The sequence below is a fragment of the Cyclobacterium lianum genome (assembly GCF_900143075.1).
Classification (GTDB): Bacteria; Bacteroidota; Bacteroidia; order Cytophagales; family Cyclobacteriaceae; genus Cyclobacterium; species Cyclobacterium lianum.
On sequence record NZ_FRCY01000008.1, the window covers coordinates 35,394 to 57,946 of the forward strand.

Annotated in this window: 19 protein-coding genes and 1 pseudogene; 15 read left to right on the plus strand and 5 right to left on the minus strand. The window is 45.4% G+C overall.

Going from position 1 to position 22,553, the window contains the following annotated elements; all coding sequences use genetic code 11:
- Window positions 1-10 precede the first annotated feature (10 nt).
- Both BUB19_RS13865 and BUB19_RS24535 read left to right on the plus strand, forming a co-directional pair.
- Window positions 11-1,519 carry a RagB/SusD family nutrient uptake outer membrane protein gene (locus BUB19_RS13865; RefSeq protein WP_245802851.1) on the plus strand — a complete coding sequence of 503 codons (1,509 nt, stop codon included), beginning with the start codon at window positions 11-13 and terminating at the stop codon, window positions 1,517-1,519.
- Entirely contained in the window at window positions 1,503-1,769 is a 267-nt protein-coding gene (locus BUB19_RS24535) for a hypothetical protein (protein ID WP_245802852.1), read from the plus strand. The genes BUB19_RS13865 and BUB19_RS24535 overlap by 17 nt, the downstream gene beginning before the upstream one ends.
- A gap of 116 nt (window positions 1,770-1,885) precedes the next feature.
- Here the strand turns inward: BUB19_RS24535 and BUB19_RS13870 are convergent, their stop codons facing one another.
- Window positions 1,886-2,182 (minus strand): hypothetical protein, encoded by a 297-nt coding sequence (locus BUB19_RS13870; protein WP_073095172.1) that lies wholly within the window; start codon window positions 2,180-2,182, stop codon window positions 1,886-1,888.
- A gap of 24 nt (window positions 2,183-2,206) precedes the next feature.
- Between BUB19_RS13870 and BUB19_RS13875 the strand changes: the two genes are divergently transcribed.
- The 8 genes and pseudogenes from BUB19_RS13875 (at window position 2,207) to BUB19_RS13910 (ending at window position 12,780) form a co-directional block, all read left to right on the plus strand.
- Complete coding sequence (locus BUB19_RS13875) at window positions 2,207-3,610, plus strand: neutral/alkaline non-lysosomal ceramidase N-terminal domain-containing protein (protein ID WP_084097303.1); 1,404 nt, start codon at window positions 2,207-2,209, stop codon at window positions 3,608-3,610.
- 224 nt (window positions 3,611-3,834) lie between these two features.
- Window positions 3,835-5,178: a DegT/DnrJ/EryC1/StrS family aminotransferase gene (locus BUB19_RS13880; RefSeq protein ID WP_073095174.1), complete on the plus strand. Its 1,344-nt coding sequence runs from the start codon at window positions 3,835-3,837 to the stop codon at window positions 5,176-5,178.
- 37 nt (window positions 5,179-5,215) lie between these two features.
- Window positions 5,216-6,580 (plus strand): neutral/alkaline non-lysosomal ceramidase N-terminal domain-containing protein, encoded by a 1,365-nt coding sequence (locus tag BUB19_RS13885; RefSeq protein ID WP_143156040.1) that lies wholly within the window; start codon window positions 5,216-5,218, stop codon window positions 6,578-6,580.
- A gap of 329 nt (window positions 6,581-6,909) precedes the next feature.
- Window positions 6,910-8,313, plus strand: coding sequence for a neutral/alkaline non-lysosomal ceramidase N-terminal domain-containing protein (locus tag BUB19_RS13890; RefSeq protein ID WP_073095176.1), 1,404 nt, complete (start codon window positions 6,910-6,912; stop codon window positions 8,311-8,313).
- Window positions 8,314-8,414: 101 nt separating this feature from the next.
- The gene (locus BUB19_RS13895) at window positions 8,415-9,737 is read left to right on the plus strand and encodes a hypothetical protein (RefSeq protein WP_073095177.1); all 1,323 of its coding nucleotides are present in this window, start codon (window positions 8,415-8,417) and stop codon (window positions 9,735-9,737) included.
- A gap of 10 nt (window positions 9,738-9,747) precedes the next feature.
- Window positions 9,748-10,701 carry a ribokinase gene (rbsK, locus tag BUB19_RS13900; protein WP_073095178.1) on the plus strand — a complete coding sequence of 318 codons (954 nt, stop codon included), beginning with the start codon at window positions 9,748-9,750 and terminating at the stop codon, window positions 10,699-10,701.
- Between the two features lie 126 nt (window positions 10,702-10,827).
- Window positions 10,828-11,730: a nucleoside hydrolase gene (locus tag BUB19_RS13905; protein WP_245802853.1), complete on the plus strand. Its 903-nt coding sequence runs from the start codon at window positions 10,828-10,830 to the stop codon at window positions 11,728-11,730.
- A gap of 51 nt (window positions 11,731-11,781) precedes the next feature.
- Window positions 11,782-12,780, plus strand: a pseudogene (locus BUB19_RS13910) (GRP family sugar transporter).
- Between the two features lie 307 nt (window positions 12,781-13,087).
- Here BUB19_RS13910 and BUB19_RS13915 read toward each other — a convergent pair.
- Window positions 13,088-14,146, minus strand: a complete 1,059-nt coding sequence (locus tag BUB19_RS13915; protein WP_073095179.1) for a LacI family DNA-binding transcriptional regulator — start codon at window positions 14,144-14,146, stop codon at window positions 13,088-13,090.
- A 423-nt stretch (window positions 14,147-14,569) separates the two neighbouring features.
- A complete protein-coding gene (locus BUB19_RS13920; RefSeq protein WP_073095180.1) occupies window positions 14,570-15,088 on the minus strand; it encodes a DinB family protein in 519 nt (172 codons plus the stop codon).
- A gap of 196 nt (window positions 15,089-15,284) precedes the next feature.
- On the opposite strand from BUB19_RS13920, the gene BUB19_RS13925 reads away from it, so the two are divergent.
- From BUB19_RS13925 to BUB19_RS13935, 3 genes are all read left to right on the plus strand, one after another.
- Window positions 15,285-15,896, plus strand: a complete 612-nt coding sequence (locus BUB19_RS13925) for an RNA polymerase sigma factor (RefSeq protein WP_073095181.1) — start codon at window positions 15,285-15,287, stop codon at window positions 15,894-15,896.
- A 16-nt stretch (window positions 15,897-15,912) separates the two neighbouring features.
- Complete coding sequence (locus tag BUB19_RS13930; RefSeq protein WP_143156041.1) at window positions 15,913-16,674, plus strand: hypothetical protein; 762 nt, start codon at window positions 15,913-15,915, stop codon at window positions 16,672-16,674.
- 124 nt (window positions 16,675-16,798) lie between these two features.
- Window positions 16,799-17,725 carry a mechanosensitive ion channel family protein gene (locus BUB19_RS13935; RefSeq protein WP_073095183.1) on the plus strand — a complete coding sequence of 309 codons (927 nt, stop codon included), beginning with the start codon at window positions 16,799-16,801 and terminating at the stop codon, window positions 17,723-17,725.
- 59 nt (window positions 17,726-17,784) lie between these two features.
- Here the strand turns inward: BUB19_RS13935 and BUB19_RS13940 are convergent, their stop codons facing one another.
- Window positions 17,785-17,985 carry a CsbD family protein gene (locus BUB19_RS13940; RefSeq protein ID WP_073095184.1) on the minus strand — a complete coding sequence of 67 codons (201 nt, stop codon included), beginning with the start codon at window positions 17,983-17,985 and terminating at the stop codon, window positions 17,785-17,787.
- A gap of 79 nt (window positions 17,986-18,064) precedes the next feature.
- Here BUB19_RS13940 and BUB19_RS13945 point away from each other — a divergent pair, with 79 nt between their 5' ends.
- Both BUB19_RS13945 and BUB19_RS13950 read left to right on the plus strand, forming a co-directional pair.
- Window positions 18,065-19,144: an AI-2E family transporter gene (locus BUB19_RS13945; RefSeq protein WP_073095185.1), complete on the plus strand. Its 1,080-nt coding sequence runs from the start codon at window positions 18,065-18,067 to the stop codon at window positions 19,142-19,144.
- A complete protein-coding gene (locus BUB19_RS13950) occupies window positions 19,141-20,061 on the plus strand; it encodes a tetratricopeptide repeat protein (RefSeq protein WP_073095186.1) in 921 nt (306 codons plus the stop codon). Before BUB19_RS13945 ends, BUB19_RS13950 begins: the two co-directional genes overlap by 4 nt.
- A gap of 125 nt (window positions 20,062-20,186) precedes the next feature.
- Here BUB19_RS13950 and BUB19_RS13955 read toward each other — a convergent pair whose 3' ends face one another.
- Window positions 20,187-22,451 (minus strand): aconitate hydratase, encoded by a 2,265-nt coding sequence (locus BUB19_RS13955; RefSeq protein ID WP_073095187.1) that lies wholly within the window; start codon window positions 22,449-22,451, stop codon window positions 20,187-20,189.
- Between the last annotated feature and the right edge of the window lie 102 nt (window positions 22,452-22,553).

Sequence of the window (22,553 nt, forward strand, 5' to 3'; positions counted from 1 at the left end):
TGCCTGAGAGATGAAAAAATATATCAAATCAATATTCATACTTCCCATGCTGTTTTTGGTAATAGCAGCATGCAACGAGGATTTTCTTGAGCCTCAGCCCTTGTCTTTCTTTACAACAGATAATGTGTTTGTCGATAGGGCCGGCTTTGAAGCGCTTTTGGTTACGATGAGGAAGGACCTTACCCGGGAACAAACAGCCCAGAAAAACTTCATGGCCCACCAGTGGGCAGCCTCCGAAGCCGGAGTACCCTGGCTTCAGATGGATTTCACAGCCCTCACACCCAATTCTGACCGTTACCAGCAATTTGTGACCCAGATCAACGATATTTTTGAGATGGTCAAAAATGCCAATGTGGCCATTACGAGAATTGATGATCTGGAATGGACCGATGAGCAAGATCGGAATGAAGTTTTGGCTGAGGCTTACTGGCACCGTTCTTATTGGTATTACAGGCTCATTGGCAATTATGGCGACCTTCCCTTTCTCAAGGAAGAAGTAAGGGGAGTGAGGTTGGATTTTCAGAGCCACAGCAGATGGGCCATTCTGGACCAAATTCAGTCGGATATGGAGTTTGCAGTACAGCATTTGCCGGTTTCTGCCGCTCCGGGTATACCCACAAAGGGTGCTGGTGATCATCTGCTGGCCAAGATCTACCTGGCCAATATGGAATTTGATCAGGCAGTTGCCGCAGCCAGCCGGGTGATTGACGGGCCCTATGCGCTGATGACCGAACGCTTTGGGGTAGAGGCGGACGATCCGGAAAAAAATGTCATCTGGGACCTTCACCGACATGCCAACAAGAACAGCGGGCAAAACACGGAAACCATTTTGGCTTTTGTAGACCGCTGGGAGGCGCCTCCTACTGCCAGAACTCCTGGTTTGTTTACCATGAGGGTGTACAATTGCTCCTGGTGGCACTCCTCGATAGGAAAAGACAAAGACGGAAACCGCGGCACCATCGACGCGGGTCCACTATATGATTCGCTAGGAAGGGGAAACCCGGATGTAGCGTTAAGTGATTGGCACAGCTATACCATTTGGGAAGAAGCCGGGTACGATTATACCAATACTCCCGATTTGAGGAGAGCGGATATCAACTGGTTTGACAGAGAAGAATTGTATTACAATAACCCTGCATCTTCTCAGTACCTCGAACCATTCGATCCGGAGAACATGGACATTCCTTCTGAGTACTGGGCAAGGGTGTATCCCTCTCCTTTTTACAAAACCTATTCCCCAAATGCTCCTGACCAAACAAGCATCCCCATGGGGAGTAACGGCGACTGGTACATCTATCGACTGGCAGAAACTTATCTGATTCGCGCTGAGGCCTATTATTGGCAGGGCGATCTGGCCAGTGCCGCCACGGACCTGAATACGGTAAGACAAAGGGCCAACGCCCCGGCTATTAGCCCGGCTGAGGTCACCATTGATTTTATCTTTGACGAAAGGGCCAGGGAGCTCTTTGCCGAAGAACCCAGACAAAATGAGCTCCTACATTATGGCAGCCAGAAATGAAGGCGGATACAGCCTGGAGACATTGCATGAGAACAACTGGTACTACGACCGCGTTCGGAACCTGAATAACTTTTATGACAGGTCCGATGAGGTGATCTTGCTGGGGCAAAGGCCAAGGATCATGCCTTACCATTTTCAATGGCCCATTGACGACGACATGGTCAATTCAAACACCCTTGGCAGGATCAATCAGAACCTGGGATATACCGGTTCAGCAAATAACGTCCCCCCATTGGACATGATTGAGTAATGTCAAAAATTTCTCACCACAAATCCCCCGCTACGCCACAGTGTTTGATACACAAGGTAGTGGGGGATTTATTCGCAGCTTCGATGCCGTTCAGGTTTGTCGGAGATGATGTTTTTCTACGCATCCACCATTATTTCCCGATTTAACATGAGAAAAAAACCTGCCATCAACAGACGGAAATTTACTGGCTCTATTTCAGCGGGAACGTTGGGATTAGCGTCCCTTCCTGTTTTTTCGAGCCGGAGCATTCCCTGCCGGTCAGACAAAAGCGTTGCCGTTGCACAAAGCGTAATGACCTCAGGAACAAGGAGGTGGAAAGGAGACATCGAAAACCGAATCGCAGATGCGGTCGCGAAAGTCGTCAGACGAACAGACCCTATCTTTGATAGATAAGCCTTTCGGTTATGAGCCATAAAGTCCGATAAAAACGCAGCATCATGAAAAAAAGAAATACCCGAATATTACGTAGTTCTATCATGGCGATTACATTTTTAGGATTTAGCCTGATTGCCTATTCCCGACAGGCACCATCCGGATGGAAGGCCGCCGTGGCCAAAACAGACATCACCCCACAGGAATCCATCTGGATGGCGGGGTATGCAGCCAGGGATCGTCCCTCCGAGGGGGTAAGGCATAGCATTTGGGCCAAAGCACTGGTTTTGGAAGATGTTTCGGGAAACCTGGCGGTATTGGTGACAACAGACCTGGTGGGTATCCGCCAGGATTTGTCCACCAGGATCCGAGACCGGCTGATGAGGCAATTTGGTCTGGAAAGAAAACAGGTTATTCTTAACAGCTCTCACACGCATACGGGTCCCGAGACCGATTATGCCCGTTACCAATTTCAATTGGACGAATCAGAATTGGGTAAAATCGAAACGTACGCAGAAAATGTAGCCGATGGAATTGTGGATTTGGTGGGCAGCACCATGAAATCCCTGAAACCGGTGCAGCTATTTGCGGGAAATGGAGTGACGCGTTTTCAAGTGAACAGAAGAAATAATAGCGAGGCAGAGTTGCACAAGCAAACCGATTTGAAAGGTCCCAATGATTATGCCGTGCCGGTCATCAAAGTGACCGATGAAAGGGGTGCATTGATGGCGGTGGTATTTGGGTACGCCTGCCATCCTACTGTCCTGGCCGACTATCAGCTCTCAGGAGATTATGCGGGTTTCGCACAAATTGAACTCGAAAACCTATATCCAGAAGCTACTGCCCTGTTTTTTCAGGGAGCAGGAGCGGATCAGAACCCTTTGCCGCGCCGTTCTGTATTTTTGGCGCAGCAATATGGAAAGGAATTGGCTGCTGCGGTAGAACGTGTACTACATGAAGACATGCGACCACTGCAGGGAGAATTGGCCACGGCCTATTCTGAGATTGACCTTACCTTTGCCAATCCCACACCTACCAGGGAGGAGTTGGTGGAAATTACCGGAGCCGACTCTCCTTTTCCCGACTACCTGAAACAAAATGCCCGGGTATTGATCGCCAAAATAGATCAGGGGGAAAGTCTGATTACCTCCTATCCTTACCCCGTTCAGACCTGGAGATTGGGTGATCAAGCCATTTTTTCTTTTGGTGGGGAATTGCTGGTAGGCTATTCCATCGCATTGAAAAAGATATTTGGCCAGCAAATTTTCGTCATGGGCTATTCCAATGATGTGATGGCCTACATTCCCACCAAAAAAGTGTTGGAAGAAGGAGGCTATGAGGGGACGCGTTCTCCGATTTTCACTACGCCTTGGGCATTCGATATTGAAGACCGGATTATTGGGGAGGCAGTGAAATTGGCCGAAAAGGTTGGGATTCAACCACAGAAATACCCGCTCACAGATCAATAAATCAGATAGAAATGAATGTAAAACTCCATCCCCACTTAATTTATATTGGGATTTCACCCATTAACTTTCTTTTTTCTCAAACTCCGGTACAAAAACTACTTCCAGGTTGGAAAAATAAGGAGATGCCAAAGGTAAAATGATCTGTAATCGCCATACCTTTACAATGACCCGAAATAGGAAAGAATTGAAAGGGGTTGAAAATTCTCGAACAAAAAAATACAATCATGATTTATAAACACGATCGACGAAAATTTTTGGGTACCCTGACACTGGTGGGGGCAGGAGTGACCTTGGCTGGTTCATCCTTTTCGTATATCCCTGAAGGAAATAAAAAGCCAGCCCTTTTGGGAGGGCCAAGAGCCCATCCTGACCCATTCCCCAGTTGGCCTGTTTCCGGAAAAAGGGAAGAAGAGGGAATGGCGGAAGTATTGCAAAGCAAAAAATGGGGCAGGTTAAACGGTAATGCGGTTGGCAATTTCGAAAATAAATACAAAGAATGGACAGGCGCCAAACACTGCGTGGCGGTATCAAGTGGCACCAGTGCCTTATTTACTTCTTTAGGGGTATTGGACATAGGACCCGGGGATGAAGTCATCATTCCGGTATATACTTTTGTTGCCACCTATAACGTGGTCGTTTTAAACTATGCTTTACCTAAATTTGTAGACACGGACTTAGAAACTTTTCAAATCGATACGGATAAAATCGGACAAGCGATAACCCAAAACACCAAATTAATTATGCCGGTACACATCGGCGGCTCCCCGGCCGATATGGATTCTGTTATGGATGTTGCGGAAAAACGCAAAATCCCTGTCCTTGAAGATGCCTGCCAGGCTCATTTGGCCGAATGGAAGGGAAAAAAAGTAGGGACAATTGGACTGGCTGGCGCCTTCAGTTTTCAATCCAGCAAAAACCTCAATTCAGGTGAAGGGGGTGCCATCATCACCAATGATGATATGTTTGCAAATAATGCCTATAATTTTCACAATCAAAGCCGGGGAAATGATGGTGAAAACAGTAGTTATCGTTCCACCAGAGGTACCAATCTTAGGCTGACAGAATTCCAGGGCAGATTATTGACGGAACAGATGAGCAGATTACAGGAACAGGCCAACCGTCGGACCCTCAATGCTCAATACCTTACCGGCCTGTTAAAGGATATTCCTGGGATTTATCCTGCGAAATTATATCCTGGAGTCACCCAAAGTGCTTATCATCTCTACATGTTCCGTTTTGATAAAAATGCATTTGCTGAAATGCCAAAATCTAGATTTTTGGAAGCTTTATCGGCAGAAGGAGTCCCTTGTTCAGGTGGATATGGTAGGATGAATAAGGAGAATTATGTCCAGGATTTGGCCAAAAACAGACATTATTTGAATTTATATGGTAAATCGACCATGCAGGAATGGTTGGAAAACAGCATTTGTCCCCAAAATGACTTGCTATGTGAGCAAGCCGTATGGTTTGGTCAATCCATGTTATTGGGAACAAAAAATGACATGGAACAAATTGCAGAAGCCATATTGAAAATCAGGGCCCATGCCGGAGACCTGGCGAAATCTTAATTACCATACGATGATGAATTTAAATTTGAGGTGTTTCTTGATCTGTTTTTTTTGGTGGATGATTTTATTGGGAAAATCTTCAGTGCAGCTTTTGGCCCAGGAAATGGCTGAGATGGAAACCCATATGGATATTGGGGTCAGCACTATTGACATTACGCCGGACCACCCCATCCGGTTGGCTGGATACGGTGCAAGAGAAGAAAAACCTTCGGAGGGGATCATCCATCAGTTGAATGCCAAAGCACTTGCCTTTGGCAGGGATGATCAGGGACCATCTATTCTGATCACCGTAGATTTGGTGGGGATACCTGCGATTATTACAGCAAAGGTGACCAAAAGAATAACTGAACAAACCGGAATTGAGGCCTCCCACCTGGTGATTTGTGCTTCTCATACCCATGGTGGTCCCGAAGTGGGGAATCTGCTTAATATCCTTCAATACAGGGGGGATTCGTTTAGTGATTCCTTACTCAAATTGGAAGAATTGGTGGAAATATCGAGGTATACGGAACGTTTAACTGACCAACTGGTTGCAGTGGCCCTTTCCTCACTTGCAGATCGGGAGCCTGCTTTGGTATTCTGGGGGCAGGGAAGAATGGGATTTGCAAAAAACAGAAGAACGGAGGGAGGTCCGGTAGACCAATCATTCCCTTTGATGAAAATCACCGATCCAACCGGTAATTTAAAGGCCATTTTGGTGAATTATGCCTGTCATGGCACTACTTTGGGAGGTGATGTTAATCAAATTCATGGTGATTGGATGGGAGTGGCGCAATTGATGATTGAGTCGAACCATCCTGGGGTAGTTGCCATGGTGTCCATAGGTTGCGGAGCAGATGCCAACCCGTACCCGCGGGGAAAAATGGAGCACCTGCGGGTACATGCCCAAGAGGTGGCGGATAATGTGGAGCAATTGCTGACTTCCAAATTACATCCAATCACTCAACCTCCCTCCGGAAAAATTAAATGGATAAACCTGCCATTTGCCCATGTTCCGTCAGTACCGGAACTGATATCCCAGACGGAGGATAAAACGGTCAGGGGATATTATGCCCGTTTGGCTTTGGATAGAATTGCCAGGGGGCAGGGTATCCCCAAAACGCTTTCGTATCCTGTCCAAACCTGGACTTTTGGCAATGAAATGGCCATGATAAACCTTGCAGGTGAGGTGGTGGTGGATTATTCTCTGCGTTTAAAAAAAGAGATAGGTGCTAACAGACTTTGGATCAATGCCTATGCCAATAATGTACCCTGTTATATTGCTTCCTGTAGGGTAATCAGGGAAGGTGGATATGAAGCAGAGTCAAGTATGTATTACTATGACAAACCTTCTCCTTTCGCAGAGGAAATTGAAGAATTAATTATTAACACAGTACATGAACTTCTTCCTTCCTCATTCTAGGCCCGGGGAATTTCCGGCGGGAGTCCTTCTGGAATGCAAAAAGATACCAGTATGTAAGCTGAAAAGGAAAAAACGTTTTTTTTCCTTGTTAAAATTTACGAACCTAAATCTATGAATTGCTAAAATTACCCCGTAATTTGACTGAACATAAGTCTATTTTGTTACAGGAAGGTAAGCATGCTGATGGTTGAGAAGTAATCCAAAAAAAAGTATAATTTAAAGGTCGGCAACATTAAAAGGATTTTTAAATCCTTTTTAGAAGTCCGATTAAACGGAGCAATCAATACAATTTAAGTAATAAGTCATTAAACATATTAAAATTGCTACTTATGAAAATAAATTTTTCCGTCTTTTCGGTAATTCTTATGGTTCTATTCAGTAATATTTCAGGTCAGGCAGGGATTCTAGACGACCAGGCTTCTTTGCAATGGAAGGCCGGCGTATCCAAAGTTGACATCACGCCGGACGAAGCCATCTGGCTGGCAGGATATGGCAGTAGGGACCGACCTTACGAAGAAGTTATCCATCCCATCTGGATAAAGGCCCTTGCACTGGAAGATGCGGCCGGGAAGCAGGTCGTTTTGATTACCGCAGACCTCCTTGGCATGCCCAAAGCCCTTTCAGACCGGGTACGGAATGGGTTGTATGAAAAACATGGACTGACCAGGTCGCAGATCATTATCAACAGTTCCCACAGTCATTCTGGTCCCGTTCTGGAAAATTCCCTCTCCGACATCTATCCACTGGACGAGTCCCAAAAACTGCAGGTAAGCCGGTATTCAGATAAATTGGTTGATCAAATGATTGGATTAGTCGGGGATGCCTTTGATGCACTTCAACCGGCTCATGTGTACGCAGAAAACGGCGTGACCAGATTTCAGGTAAACCGGAGAAACAATGCGGAAAATCAGTTGGAAAGCCTCACCGATCTCAATGGACCCAATGATTATGCGGTACCTGTGATCAGGGTAGATGATACAGATGGAAATATCCTGGCCATTGCCTTTGGATATGCCTGCCATCCCACAGTAATGGGAGATTACCGCCTCTCTGGCGATTACCCCGGATTTGCCCAGATAGAACTGGAGAAGTCTTTTCCCGGCGCTACGGCTTTGTTTTTTCAGGGTGCCGGGGCGGACCAAAATCCGCTTCCACGAAGGACCCTTTTTCTTGCAAGGCAATACGGTAAAAGTTTGGCTGCTGCCGTGGAGCGGGTATTGAGCGAGGAAATGAAACAGTTGGAGCCCAGCATACAAACGGCTTATGCTGAAGTCGACCTTTCCCTGGCTGAACCTCCCACCATGGATGCCCTTTCGGAGTTTGTCGCTTCATCTTCCGGCTATCAGAAAAGGTGGGCTACGCGGATGCAAGCGGAAAGAGAAGAAGGTAAGGAGCCTATGCGGAGCTATCCTTTTCCGGTTCAGGTTTGGAAGCTTGGCGATCAGCCCATCATGACATTAGGAGGCGAAACCGTAGTAGCCTATGCCATAGAACTCAAGAAAATCTTCGGGCAGGATATTTTTGTCATGGGGTATACCAACGATGTCATGGCCTACATTCCTTCCACCACCATTCTCAGAGAAGGGGGCTATGAGGGAGCCTCCTCGCAAATGGTGTATGGGCTTCCCAGCACCTGGGCGTCGAATATAGAAATCGAGATTCTTCACGAATTTCTTCAACTTGCGGAAAAGGCAGGAATTCGCCGGCTGGACAGCAACCTGCTGCCCGAATGATCTGCTAAGTGCTGGTTTTCAACAGATTGAATGTATTTAAATTTGCGCCTGGGTTAGTGGCATACCATCCTGCGACGCACACACAATGACAAACACCTGCAATGAGGAGAAACAAAACAAGCCTTGCTGAAGACAGACCCAACCCTGCTCCGTTCCTGGAAGCCAGTAGATATTATTCCGGATTTAAACTTGCCCACGACACTTACAATGCCCTTTCCTGTGCGGGTGACGGTAACATTTATTATATTTTGTCTTCTGAATCTCTGAAAACAGGAGGACAATTTTTTGTGTACAAACCCGGGCAGGATAAAATTGAATGGATTGGTGATCTGACCGAAATGTGCGGGGAAGCAGGCGGCAATGCGATACCGCAGGGGAAAAGTCATGTTGCGTTTTATGAAAGGAAAGGAAAATTATTCTTCAGCACCCATGTCGGTTTTTATGAGTTGATCGATGGCATGGACCGATTGCCGGAAAGCCCGCCTGAAGGGTATATAAAGTATCCCGGCGGCCATATTCTTTCCTATGATCTCAGTACCGGAGAAGTGGAGGATTTATTTGTGGTGCCAGGAGGGGAAGGCATAGTATCCATGACCATGGATGTTGAAAGAGGCCAGATTTATGGGATTACCTGGCCTACCGGACGTTTTTTTCATTTTGATATCGAGGAGCAGGAATTTAAAGATTTGGGATTGGTCAATGCACGTGGGGAGGCAGGAATTCCGGGAAGAGATTTCCGCAGTCTTTGTCGGTCGCTATTTGTAGATCCCAGAGATGGCAGCGTATTTTTCTCCACTGCAGAGGGAGATATATTCAGGTATGAATATCGGAAAAAATCCTTAAGTTTGGTTAAGGGGGTCAATCTCCGCCTGGACTATTTTGGTAAATACGAACCGGATAGACCGGGGAGTATGGCCTTCAACTGGAGAAAAATTATCTGGCATGAAGGAGAGCAGGTAGCTTATGGCGTACATGGCAATTCGGGCTACCTTTTTCGCTTTGATCCTGAGAAAAAAAGGCTGGAGATTGTTGAAAGAATTGCCTCTGAACCCTCCCGAAAAAGTGGGATGTTTGACCAATTCAGCTACGGATACCTTGGATTTGATCTATGCAAGGAAAATGATACGCTATACTACCTTACCGGCGGACCGGTTTACAAAGGCGGTAAGAGACTGAGCGGAGTGGATAATATAGCAAAAGGCGCAGCCAGAGGCTTGGAAAACCTGCATCTTGTGACCTATGCGATCGGCACCGGTGAATATCGGGATCATGGTCCTATCTTGTATCCCGACGGCACCATTCCCACCTATGTCAATTCAATCGCCCTGGGACAGGATAGACATATCTATACCCTGGCGAGGATGGAACATGAAGGAAAAATCATTCAGGATTTGATAAAGATCAGGGACCCACTCTGGGGATAACGCTTACAGAATGTACAATGATGATTTAGCCAAATTGAGGAATTGCATCGAAGATTTTTATCGGGTTCTGGTCGTGGGAAGTTCAAATACAGACATGGTGGTCCGGACAGATTATTTTCCAGCTCCCGGAGAGACCATTCTGGGTGGTGATTTTTTCATGAATCCTGGCGGAAAGGGAGCCAACCAGGCTGTTGCTGCTGTCAGGGCGGGAGCAAAGGTCGCCTTCATTGCAAAGGTAGGCAAAGATATTTTTGGTAAAGAAACACGAGAAATCCTGCTGAAAGAGGGAATAGATATAACCGGGATTTCTGAGGATGATGAGCATCCTTCGGGAGTGGCGCAGATCACGGTAGATAGTAGCGGAGAAAATTGCATTGTGGTGGCCAGCGGCGCCAATATGGCTTTGAACGTACCCGATATAGACCGGCATAAAGCCTTGCTTCAACAGTCAGAAATCATACTGCTTCAACTAGAGATACCCATGGCTACGGTCAACCATGTGGCAAAGATAGGACAAGAAGCCGGTAAGAAGATCATACTCAACCCTGCTCCGGCACAGTTTCTGTCTGATGAGCTGTACGAAAAGTTGTACGCTATCACTCCGAACGAATCGGAAACCTTTTTGCTCAGCAAGGTTCAGATTCGCGATGAAACTTCAGCAGATAAAGCGGCATCATTTTTTCACAGCAAAGGAGTACCGGTAGTAGTCATCACGATGGGGTCTCGCGGGGCTTATTTGTCCTCGGCAGAATTTAAAGGTTTGCTTCCTGCTCCGGAAGTAACCGTGGTAGACACTACTGCTGCAGGGGATACCTTCAATGGTGCTTTGGCCGTTGGTATTTCAAGGGGAATGCCGCTCAAATTGGCCGTTGAATTTGCGAACAAAGGAGCGGCACTTTCAGTCACCCGAAAAGGTGCCCAATCCTCCGTTCCCAGGCTCTCAGAAATAGAATCTTTCAATTAAACCATTCAGAAGATGACGCTTAACAAAACCATCCTGCCAACAATACTTTTTATTTTTATTGGTTTATTTGTATTTTTTCAAGGTCCATTAAATGCTCAAAACGCAAATAGAAAAAAAATTAAAGTCTTGTTTGATACAGATGCTAACAACGAATTGGATGACCAGCACGCCATGGCCTACCTGTTTTTTAATGGGGATATATTCGATATAGTTGGAGTAACTGTGAATGCTACACGGAGTGGTGGTGATATCAATGAGCAATACCTGGAAGCCAGGAGGGTAATGAAGCTATGTAACGTTTATGGGAAAATCCCACTGCTAAAAGGAGCAAATGCTGCTTTTGCGGAAATTCGCCCTCATCTCGATGATTCAGCGTTCGACGGAGCAGCGGCTGTCAATTTTATCATTTCTGAGGCTCAAAAAATGGATAATGAAAGATTGGTCTTGCTTCCGGTGGGAAAACTTACCAATATTGCCCTTGCCCTGAATAAGGATCCGGATATTGCTGAGAAGGTAAGGATCGTGTGGCTAGGTTCAAACTATCCCGAACCGGGCGAGTACAATCAGGACAATGATGTAGCAGCGCTAAATTACCTGTTAAATATGGAGGTTCCATTCGAAATGGTCACTGTAAGGTATGGAAAACCATCCGGAACGGCTGCGGTTACAGCCAACCGCGCTGAGATCAGGTCCAATATGCCCGGGAAAGGACCCAGGTCCACAGAGCCCGTCGAGGGGAGGCATGGGGGTACCTTTAATAATTTTGGTGACTATTCTGTTAACTTGTACGAGCACATCCATACTTCTGATCAAGCAGGCACCCGGGCTTTATTTGACATGGCCGCGGTAGCCATTGTAAAAAACCCGGATTGGGCTCAGAATAAATTGGTACCGGCCCCGGTATTGGAAGATGGAAAATGGAAGGAAAGGACAGGTAATCATAGAAAAATGGTCGTGTGGGAACACTTTGACAAGGAAGCGATTATGAAGGACTTCTATCACCGCATGAATAACTTCGTTCTGCCTTAACCCATAATGAATTTTTAGGTTTTATGGGTAAATGCATTTAATCACGACTACATGTATATCATCGAATCCTATTCCCTGGCTGTTGTTTTCTGTTTTATCACCATGCTATGCTGGGTTCGTGGGCCAACACCCAGAAACCTGCAGCGGGGAAATGGAGGTTTGAGTTGTTTTACTGGGACTACGTAATTGGCATCGTTTTGCTGGCCCTGTTGATTGGCTTTACCCTGGGAAGCTCAGGAACGATGGGCCGCTCATTTCTCGGAGACCTGCAGCAGGCTTCATTTTCCAACTACATGAAGGCTTTGTCGGGAGGAATTATTTTTAATCTGGCCAATATCCTTATCGTCGCCGCCATCGCGATAGCCGGGATGTCGGTTGCTTTTCCCATAGGAATAGGGCTGGCGTTGGTTTTGGGGGTAGTAATCAATTATATATCGGAGCAGAAAGGAGACCATGTATTTCTTTTTTTAGGAGTCGCTTTGGTCACCGGAGCAATAATACTGGATGCAATGGCTTACCGGCAGATCAGTAAGGATAGTTCAAAACATCCCGGCAAGGGCATTCGCCTGGCTTTGGTGGGAGGGGTATTGATGTCTTTGTTTTATTTTTTTGGGCAACAATCCATGTCTCTGAATTTCACTACGCCGGCACCCGGGAAGTTTACGCCCTACGCCGCCGTATTTGTATTCTCAATAGGTGTTTTGCTAAGTAACCTATTATTCAATACCCTGTTAATGCTACGCCCTTTGGAAGGAAAACCAATCGGATACACGGCCTATTTTAAGGGAACCTGGTCTATCCATAGTGTTGGTATTTTAGGCGGTGTCATCTGGTGCATCGGGATGTCCTTCAGCATCATTGCGGCCGAACAGGCCGGCCCTGCCATTTCCTACGGGCTGGGCCAGGGAGCCACCATGGTCGCAGCATTTTGGGGAGTTTTATCTGGAAGGAGTTCAGAGGCGCCTCCGCGAAAATCAATATCTGGCTTGCGGCAATGTTTGCCAGCTTTATATAGCCGGCCTGCTGCTGATTATTTTTGCGGGAGTGTAACAACAGGCTGACTCAAAAAGAAAAAACACCCATTTACAGGGATACAATTTGGCTTTAAACTCAAATGATGCACGGGCAATTGTTGCAAAATCCCATACCCGGAGAAAATTGAAACTTTTTGGGCTTCAACCATAATTTCGCTATTCATAAACCGGTTTTCTCACTGCTTTCGGAGCGATCTCTGATTTAATCCCGAGACCTCCTATCATGGTTTTGCCGAATAACGGTGAACGGCCATTCTTCACCCGAAAACGATGAAGCCGATGACTAAATCGCACAACCGAATATTTGAGAAGTAAAAATCCGCTCACCGGTAAAAATCCTGGTTCTCTCTGGTGACGATATCGATTGGCATATAATAGGTCTGATCTACTTTTAATTTGAGGGCCAGGTGATGGTACAGGCTCATCAGTCCCTTGTAGCCTTGTTCTTCGGGTTTGTGGCAGATCAAAAAATTGATCATCCCCTTTTTCAGGTATTTCTGATTTTCCTGGGAAAAATCATATCCAACCAGATGAATTTTCGAATAATTTTTCAATTCCAGAAATTGGGCTACTGAAAAAACCCTTGAATTGGTTACAAAAATCGCTTCTATGTCCGGATATTTGGAAAAAGCCTTCTCAAGGTTTGAAAATACCGAGTTTCTTTCGGTGTCTTCAATATCCAGTTTTATCATCTCGTGGTGTAGATCATTCTCAAAAAAAAAAAATTTGAAGCCAGCCTCAATTCTGGAATAATTGTAGCTACTGCCTTCCCGCGAGATAGTGACAAACAATACTTTGTCCGAGCGATGCATGCCAAGGACGCACAGACGGGCCCCGAGAAATCCACTTTCGAAGAGGGGAGGGCCGATATACGAAAGACTCTCCGCCTCTTCGACATTGCTATCAATAAAAACAAAAGGTATTTTCTTTTCCTTACATCGCTGAACGAATCGTATAGATTTTGAAACAAACGAAGGGGCCATCAAAACCCCATCCAGTTTTTTTTCTTTCAGGATACTGTCAGCAGACGATACGAAAGAATCTTCATTGTTTAGATCAAAAAAATAGTAAGCTACGCGGACCCCATATCGGCTGATTTCTTCTGCTGCTCTCTCGATTCCTTTAAGTGGAGCATCCCAGAAATCGGTTCTGTCCGAACTTTTGGGTATCAATACTGCCAGGTGAAATATCTTGCCGGAGGCCAGCCTGCTGGCTAAGATATTCGGACTGTAATTGAGCTGCTTGATAATAGCCTCAATTTTGGATTTTGTCTTTGCAGATACCCCGGGACGATTGTGAAGAACCCTGTCAACGGTAGCGATGGAAACATCAGCTAATCTGGCGATCTCTTTGACTCCCGTCAACTTGTTATTATTTTTCATTCCCTTTAAAAAGCCTTTTTAATTTGAATGGTATCCTGGTAAATTTTCCCAAGTATTACACTACCCCCTACCAATTTAATAAAATAAAATTCCGTTCCTCTGGTTTCGGTATTTTTTTTAACCCTGGAAATCATTAACCGGCAAAGCCAAAAAGCAGGCTGTTAAGTTTTAGCTCTGATTAAGCGGCTTAATGACTAAAATAGCAGTAGTAATTCTGACATAAAGGAACACTTTTAAAAATGCTTTGGTTTTATCAATGAGTGGTATGATGAAAAAATGGGCATGGCCAGATTTGACCCGCCATTTTTTAAATGCAGCGACTTTAAAATTATTACAACTCCGTTCCAATGGCAAGTCATGCCAATCCGGTTGCGCTGTAAATGTTGTTGAATATTCATCTGAAAGATAGGGTCTGCAATTAGACTATAATCCCCTGAATGCCGGAGGTTGAATGCCATTGGCGCGAATATAGGAAATGGCAGCACCCCTGTGGTGGGTGGTGTGGTCATCCACCAGGCCAACCATTTGTCGTCGGGTAATTTTGCCGGCAAAAGAGTCGATTTCTGCTTCCAGATCTTTCTGACTGAGAGATAGTATTGTTTTTTTACCATAATCATAGCACTGATTGATAAAAGCGGTCATTTCTTCCTTGCTTTGTGGTGAAGCCTTATGGTCGAAGCCCATTTCTTCGCCAAGCAAAAATCCCTGGCAAATCGAAGCCATGGCACTCCCTATATGGTTGATCTGCTCCTTGAAGGACATGGCTGATTCGTGTGGTTTGTAGTCCAGCAACTCATCGGGCATCGTCGAAATGGCTTCAAGGGTAAAGGCACGGCTGTTTTCCCATTTGGCCATAAATTCTTCCATGCTCGTTTGAGCCTGAGCGAAAAAGGTATAGGTCAGGAAAAACAGAAGGGCGGTGGCAAATTTGTAGGTTTTCATCGGTTTTAAATTTAAGGTTCCACTAAAGTTCGGAATAAAAATTTAAAATGTAACATACTTATTTCCACTATTTGAAATGGCGCTGTTTGCCTTAGTATGGTGAGAACATCCGGGTTTCGGCTTTACAATTGGCTTGTTTTTTCCTTAGACTGCCTCGTATTGGTTAACTTTGCAATCAAATAAAACAAAACCACTAATGAATGTTCGAAAATTTTGGACAGACGAGGAAATCCTGGAGGAATTATCTCAGGAGAAACAAAAAAGAGCAGCAATACGACAATTGTATATAGGCTATTATCAATCCCTGCAGGGCTATATACTCGACAATCAGGGCAGCGAAGCAGAGGCCGCAGAAACCATTCAAAAAAGTATGTTGGTATTTTTAAACATGGTAGAAACCGGAAAATTTAGTAAGGGATCTGCTGTCGGGCCTGTTTTGGAAAGAGTCAATCGAAATCTCTGGGCCGGCACTCTGGCAGATCGCAAGAGTGAAAAGAGATCTGCAGACCCCGGTCCGGATATGACCCAATCAGGGAACGGTGATGTTGCTCGTTCCCTTGCGGAAATAAAAGGCTACCAGCTGATCAATGCCTTGTACGAAAAGCTGGGTAACAAATGCAAAAAGATATTGATGCTTTACCATTTCGAAAGCCTATCCCTGAAGGAGATAGCAGTAGAAATGGATTATGGCAGTGAGCTGCTCGTCAGGGAGGATATAGATAGGTGCATGATAAAACTGACAGCTCAGCTTTCAGAAAACAAACATGCTTGCAATCTGGTAAGAAAGGCAATTGACGATGGGAAATAAATTCAATAATCGGTTTATGCTGAATTACCTGAATGGGACTTTAGGTGAGGAGGACAGGTCTATCTTTGAAAAAGAAAAGGCTCATGATAAGGAATTGCAAGAACGGCTTGAATTAATCGAGTTTACGATTCGGGCTGTCAAAATGAATGGGAATAAAGAAACCATCAGGCGGGTTCAGCAGGAGTTCATTCAGGAGAAGTTGGAAAATAAGAATTTTACAGGCATTGCTACGCCGGGGATTGAAAAGAAGAAAATGCCGGTTATATTCTGGTTGAAAATTATTGCGGCCGTTTCCATCACGTGCCTCTTCTTGTTTACCATTTATGTGTTACGAAACGACGGTCCATCAGTCTATGAAGCCAGGTATATTTCTTACGAAATCGCCGCCGATTGGACTTTGTCGACACAGGAAAATCTATTGGAATCACTTTTCATTCAGGGAGAATTCAGGCAAATGTTTCAGGCCATTGCCGGGAGAGAAAGAGAGCGATTAAGTGCCACTGAGCTACTTTTGCTGGGAAACGCTGCGCTTGAACTGGATTCAGCCCGGGCATCTTTGGCTTACCTTGAGCAACTTGGTGAGATAAGGGATCATACAGGATCGGATGATTTTCATGAAGAGTTGGATTTTTACCTGGCACTTACCTACCTGGAATTAGAGAATTATCATAAGGCCCTTCACCTCGTAGAAAAAATCAGGAAGAATGAAACGCATAGGTACAGCAATAATTTTTCGCTGCTCGATCAGCTCAGTATAAAATTCAGAATGCTGATTTGAGCGGCAAGTTATCTCCGACAGACCTCGTTTGGATATCCGACCAGATGTGCCGTTTTTCATTTTTTTGCTACCTTGCCGTTTCGGACATCGGAATTCATTCATCGCTTTTAAATAAAGACAGCAAATGGAAGCTTCAAAACTTATCCAGACATTAGTAGACAAACTTGAGCAATGGCTAACTTCTTTCGTCGCCTATCTGCCAAATCTTGCTATGGCTATCGTGATTTTTTTCATTTTTCTATTTGTGGCGCGCTATATAGAGCGATTTTCCAAAAAGCAATTGATGAAAGTTCATTTCGATGAAACCATTAGTGGGTTTTTGAGCAGGTTGATTTTTTTGGGTATTCTGGTAGCTGGGATCATGATGTCCTTGTCCATATTGAACCTTACCGGCACAGTAACGTCGATTCTCGCGGGACTGGGAATTATAGGGCTTGCACTAGGGTTTGCATTTCAGGACACGGCGGCCAATTTTATGTCCGGAATTTACATTACCTTTCAGCAGCCCTACGCGATTGGAGATGTGATTGAAACGCACGATGGTGTTATGGGAAACGTCGTGGACATAAACCTGCGGGTTACTAAGGTCAAGACCTTCGATGGTCCCATGGTGTACGTTCCCAACCGGTTTCTTTTTCAGGAAAATTTTACCAATTATACGGAGGAAGGCAGGCGGCGTATCCGCGTGGATGTTGGGGTAAGCTATGGCGAGGATCTTGAAAAAGTGGAACGGATCGCCCTGGAAGCGGTCAGAGACGTGCCAGGCAGGATTGCCAACGAGGACGTAAGTCTTTTCTGGAAGGGATTTGGGGATAGTTCAATAGATTTTTCGGTCAATATCTGGCTGGAATATTCGAGAGAGAACCGGGCCTACATCAGCGCCAAAAATCAGGCAATAAAAAATATAAAAAAGGCCTTCGATGCCAACGACATCATGATTCCATTCCCGATCCGCACTCTGGACTTTGGCATAAAAGGAGGCGTACAGCTTCATGAGGAGATGGACAAAGCAGCAAATGTAAGATCAATGGGTGGAAGCCAGGGGCAATAAAAAAAAAGCACCGGTACCTAGTACCGGTGCTTTTTTATTTATTGCGCAATCTTTTCATATTATCTTCGATCTTCCTCCGCGAATAGCATTTTTTCGAGGTCCTCTTTTGCTGCCCCTGTCTTCTTCTGAAGTCTGCCGATCAATTGATCTTCCTGTCCCTCAGCATATGCCAGGTCATCATCGGTTAATTCTCCATATTTGGCTTTTAATTTGCCTTTCAGTTCGTTCCAGTTTCCTTTTAATTTTAAGTTAGTAGACATGATTTTATTGGTTTTAGTGAAAAATAATTTCCTTATTTGTTTATAAATTGTACAATAACTGTTCCAAATCGAAAGTAATATGACAGAATTAAAACTTCCTGGTCACCTAAGGGCACTTACGATTTTGCTGCTGTTAATTGTAATCGTGTTTATACTAATTATGGGCAGGAGCTTGCTTATACCCCTGATGCTGGGAGGGTATATGGCTATGCTATTGATTCCGGCCTGTACCTGGATGGAATCAAGAAAGGTACCCCGCCCCCTTGCAGCATTGGTGGCATTGTTGACATCTCTTGCAGCCATCGTAGGATTGATAGTGTTGGTGATCTTGCAGGTTAAGAGTTTTACGAAAGACTTTGAGGATGTTTCCGGCAGATTAAACCAGTACCTGGCAGATCTGGATCAACTGGCTAGCGAATGGTTTGGTGCCAACCTGGGTATCAGAGACGGTATAGATAAATCGCAGCTCTTCGAATTACTTGAATCCAACAGCGAAACGGTCGCTAATTTTCTGTTAAATACCGTGGGTTCATTGACCGGCGTGATACTTTTACCTGTATTCATTTTCTTTATGTTGCTTTACAGGGACCATTTGGGGAATTTTATTGCCAGGTTTTTTGCAGAACAAGATGAGGGAGAGGTAAAGTCAAAAATAAGAGATCTCAGAAAAGTCGTTCAGTATTACATCATTGGGATGATCAAGGTAATGGGTATCCTTGCCGTTCTCAATACAGCAGCCCTTTATGCGATAGGCGTGAAACATGCCATTTTTTTCGGTCTTTTTGCCGCTTTACTCAATATCATTCCATATCTCGGGCCTTTTATGGGAGCGATTTTGCCCTTTATTTTCTCATTTTTGACGATGAATAGTCTGTTTTACCCCCTGATGGTGCTGATTAGCTTTACCGTGATACAGCTTGTAGAAAGTAATTTCCTTACCCCAAAAATTGTAGGGGGTAATGTCAACTTAAATGCCCTGGTCACTTTCCTGGGTTTGCTTATCGGAGGTGCTATCTGGGGCGTCATCGGTATGATCCTGATCATTCCCTCCCTGGCTATTTTAAAAAGAATTTTTGAACTTAAAGATAGCACCAAACCCTTTGCTTATTTGTTTGGAGAGGAGGAAGTCGAACCGATATTTAAAAGGGAGAAAAAATGAATCATGTGTTGAAGGCGATTTTTATTTGCAGCCTGGTCAGTGTGCTGTCCTGCGATACAAAAACGGACAAAAAAGGGAGGTTTTTATTGAAGGGCAATAACGAGCTAAAGGAAGGCAATACCAAAGGAGCCATTTCCTATTATGATGAGGCCATTACCATTGATCCTGCGTTTAAAGATGCGTTCTTTAACAGAGGGATGGCCTGGCACCGACAGTTGAAATATCCGGAGGCCATTGCAGACTATAGCCAGGCGATTGAGATCGACAATAATTATCGGGACGCGCACATTCAAAGAACTATGGCGTACCTGGATTTCGGCGAAAATTACAAGGCAGTAGAAAATGCCAGGACCTTACTGGCCATGGACGAAAATGATGCACAGGCCCATTTCATACTTGGTTTGACCCTGGCAGCCCTGAAAGAACATGATGCAGCGAAAGAAGCGTTTAAAAAATCCCTGGAGCTGGATCCGGAAAATGCAGAGCTATACATCAATCTGGCTACCATCAATTATCACCTTGAAGAATGGGAGGAAGGCAAACGTAATCTGTCAAAGGCCAAAGCAATAAACCCGGAGCACAGCGCAATTTACAACCTGCTATCGCTGCTGCATTTTGAGGAAGCGGACTACGTACAGGCACTCGAGCAGGTAGAAAAAGCCATTGCCCTGGAAAAAGACGATCCTTTCTACTACAATAACAGGGGATTGTACCAGTTGTACCTGGGCAATCTGGAAGAGGGCCTGAAAGACATCAACTTCAGCCTCAAACAAAACAGCAGCAATCTGTATGCCCTCAGAAATAAGGGAATCTATTATTACAAAAAAGGGGAAAAGGAGATGGCTGAAAGACTGCTTAAGGAAGTCCGGGAAAAAGATCCTTCCATGGATTTACTCGACCAATACCTGGAGCTGTGACCATCTGAAAAAATCAGGCATTTTTCCGGCACCGCTGAGTAGAGACAAACTTGCCGGCGGTGTATAAAAAAAGCTCAGGACCGTAGTTCTGAGCTTTTTTATAGCATGAAGGTTTACTGCAAGTTTCAAATGGCATTTTCTTTTACCAGATTGAGTGCTGATCCGGCTTTAAACCACCTGATTTGCCCCGCATTATAGGTATGATTGACCTTGATTTCGTCCTTGCTTCCGTCAGCATGATGGCAAATAACGAGCAGGGCTTTACCGGGAGCGAAGGTATCCAGACCAATAATGTCCAGCGAGTCATCTTCCTGAATCAGGTCATAATCAGCCGGATTGTCAAAGGTCAGTGCCAGCATCCCTTGCTTTTTCAGATTGGTTTCATGGATTCTTGCAAAAGACTTCACCAAAATTGCCCTGACACCTAGAAAACGGGGTTCCATTGCAGCATGCTCCCGTGAGGACCCCTCACCATAATTTTCATCTCCGACGACTACAGTACCTATATTGTGCAGCTTGTATTGCCGCTGTACAGCCGGCACTTCACCATAGCTGCCATCCAACTGGTTTTTAACCTTGTTGGTGGCATCGTTGAAAAAGTTTACTGCACCAATCAACAGGTTATTGGAAATGTTATCCAGGTGCCCCCTGAATCTCAGCCATGGTCCTGCCATGGAAATATGGTCTGTAGTACATTTGCCTTTTGCCTTGATCAATAGTTTTAATCCTGTAAGGTCTGTTCCCTCCCAGGGCTGGAAGGGTTCCAGCAATTGCAGGCGTTCGGAATCTGGCGCTACCTGGACGATGACCTCCGAACCATCTGCTGCAGGTTCCTGATATCCTGCATCTTCTACGGCAAAACCTTTTACGGGAAGCTCCAATCCTGCCGGTTCCTCCAATTTTACCTGCTGACCTTCTTCATTGGTTAGGGTGTCCGTCATGGGGTTAAAGGTAAGGTCTCCCGCGATAGCCATGGCGGTGACCAGCTCTGGTGAAGCTACAAAAGAGTGAGTATTTGGATTTCCATCGGCTCTTTTGGCAAAATTACGGTTAAAAGAAGTAATGATGGAATTTTTTTCCTGTTTCTCAGCACCATGCCTTGCCCATTGACCGATACACGGGCCACAGGCATTGGCCAGTACCACTCCCCCCATATTTTCAAAGACGCCGAGAAACCCGTCTCTTTCTACGGTGTAACGGACCTGTTCAGATCCGGGAGTAATGGTGTATTCTGATTTGGCTTTCAGTTTTTTGTCCACTGCCTGTCGTGCCAGGGAGGCTGCACGGGAAATATCCTCATAGGAAGAGTTGGTACAAGAGCCAATCAGGCCAACTTCCAGCTTTTGAGGCCAGTTGTTTTCCTTGACCGCATCGGCAAATTTTGAAAGCGGCCAGGCCAGGTCAGGAGTAAAGGGTCCATTGACATGTGGTTCCAGTTCTGAAAGATTGATCTCGATGATTTCATTGAAATATTCCTCAGGGTCCGCATAGACCTCAGGGTCTCCTGTAAGGTGTTCCTTGATGCCATTGGCCAGATCTGCCACTTCGGAGCGGTCTGTTCCCCTCAGATAGGCTTCAGATTTTTCATCATACCCAAAGATGGAAGTCGTCGCGCCGATCTCAGCACCCATGTTACAGATAGTGCCTTTTCCCGTAGCAGAGAGGGAGCGAGCCCCTTCTCCAAAGTACTCCACAATGCAGCCTGTGCCGCCTTTTACCGTGAGTATGCCTGCTACCTTGAGTATCACATCTTTGGCAGAAGTCCATCCAGAAAGCTTGCCGGTCAGCTTCACGCCGATTAGCTTAGGGAACTTCAACTCCCAGGGCAATCCAGCCATTACATCACAGGCATCTGCCCCACCTACACCTATAGCTACCATCCCCAGCCCTCCGGCGTTTGGCGTATGTGAATCGGTTCCGATCATCATTCCGCCAGGAAAGGCATAATTTTCCAGCACCACCTGGTGAATAATCCCCGCACCGGGCTTCCAGAAACCCAAACCATATTTATTTGATACGGAAGACAGAAAATCATATACTTCCCGATTTTTATCTTTTGCTTTGGCCAGATCCGGGTTTGCGCCCACTTCTGCCTGAATGAGATGATCACAGTGGACAGTAGAGGGCACCGCCACCTTTGCCCTCCCTGCCTGCATGAATTGCAATAATGCCATTTGGGCCGTAGCGTCCTGCATGGCTACCCGATCTGGTTTGAAATCTACATAGGAGATTCCCCTTTCATGCCTCTGGCTTGCTTCACCTTCGGAAAGGTGGGCATAGAGGATTTTTTCGGTGAGTGTGAGCGGCCTGCCTACCGCCTTCCTGGCTGCGGCTATACGCTCCGGAAAAGCAGCGTAAACCGACTTGATCATATCTATATCAAAAACCATCGATAATGAAGTTATACTGTTGATTGTAGAAAATTCAATGAAGCGGCAAAGATAAGAAAACAAGCCATTTTCCGGACCTTTTGCTGAATTTATATACTTATT

Coding starts and splice junctions, on each gene's coding strand:
- BUB19_RS13865 (WP_245802851.1), top strand. CDS start 11: ATGAAAAAATATATCAAATCAATATTCATACTTCCCATGCTGTTTTTG.
- BUB19_RS24535 (WP_245802852.1), top strand. CDS start 1,503: ATGGCAGCCAGAAATGAAGGCGGATACAGCCTGGAGACATTGCATGAG.
- BUB19_RS13870 (WP_073095172.1), bottom strand. CDS start 2,182: ATGGCTCATAACCGAAAGGCTTATCTATCAAAGATAGGGTCTGTTCGT.
- BUB19_RS13875 (WP_084097303.1), top strand. CDS start 2,207: ATGAAAAAAAGAAATACCCGAATATTACGTAGTTCTATCATGGCGATT.
- BUB19_RS13880 (WP_073095174.1), top strand. CDS start 3,835: ATGATTTATAAACACGATCGACGAAAATTTTTGGGTACCCTGACACTG.
- BUB19_RS13890 (WP_073095176.1), top strand. CDS start 6,910: ATGAAAATAAATTTTTCCGTCTTTTCGGTAATTCTTATGGTTCTATTC.
- BUB19_RS13895 (WP_073095177.1), top strand. CDS start 8,415: ATGAGGAGAAACAAAACAAGCCTTGCTGAAGACAGACCCAACCCTGCT.
- rbsK (WP_073095178.1), top strand. CDS start 9,748: ATGTACAATGATGATTTAGCCAAATTGAGGAATTGCATCGAAGATTTT.
- BUB19_RS13915 (WP_073095179.1), bottom strand. CDS start 14,146: ATGAAAAATAATAACAAGTTGACGGGAGTCAAAGAGATCGCCAGATTA.
- BUB19_RS13920 (WP_073095180.1), bottom strand. CDS start 15,088: ATGAAAACCTACAAATTTGCCACCGCCCTTCTGTTTTTCCTGACCTAT.
- BUB19_RS13925 (WP_073095181.1), top strand. CDS start 15,285: ATGAATGTTCGAAAATTTTGGACAGACGAGGAAATCCTGGAGGAATTA.
- BUB19_RS13930 (WP_143156041.1), top strand. CDS start 15,913: ATGCTGAATTACCTGAATGGGACTTTAGGTGAGGAGGACAGGTCTATC.
- BUB19_RS13935 (WP_073095183.1), top strand. CDS start 16,799: ATGGAAGCTTCAAAACTTATCCAGACATTAGTAGACAAACTTGAGCAA.
- BUB19_RS13940 (WP_073095184.1), bottom strand. CDS start 17,985: ATGTCTACTAACTTAAAATTAAAAGGAAACTGGAACGAACTGAAAGGC.
- BUB19_RS13945 (WP_073095185.1), top strand. CDS start 18,065: ATGACAGAATTAAAACTTCCTGGTCACCTAAGGGCACTTACGATTTTG.
- BUB19_RS13950 (WP_073095186.1), top strand. CDS start 19,141: ATGAATCATGTGTTGAAGGCGATTTTTATTTGCAGCCTGGTCAGTGTG.
- BUB19_RS13955 (WP_073095187.1), bottom strand. CDS start 22,451: ATGGTTTTTGATATAGATATGATCAAGTCGGTTTACGCTGCTTTTCCG.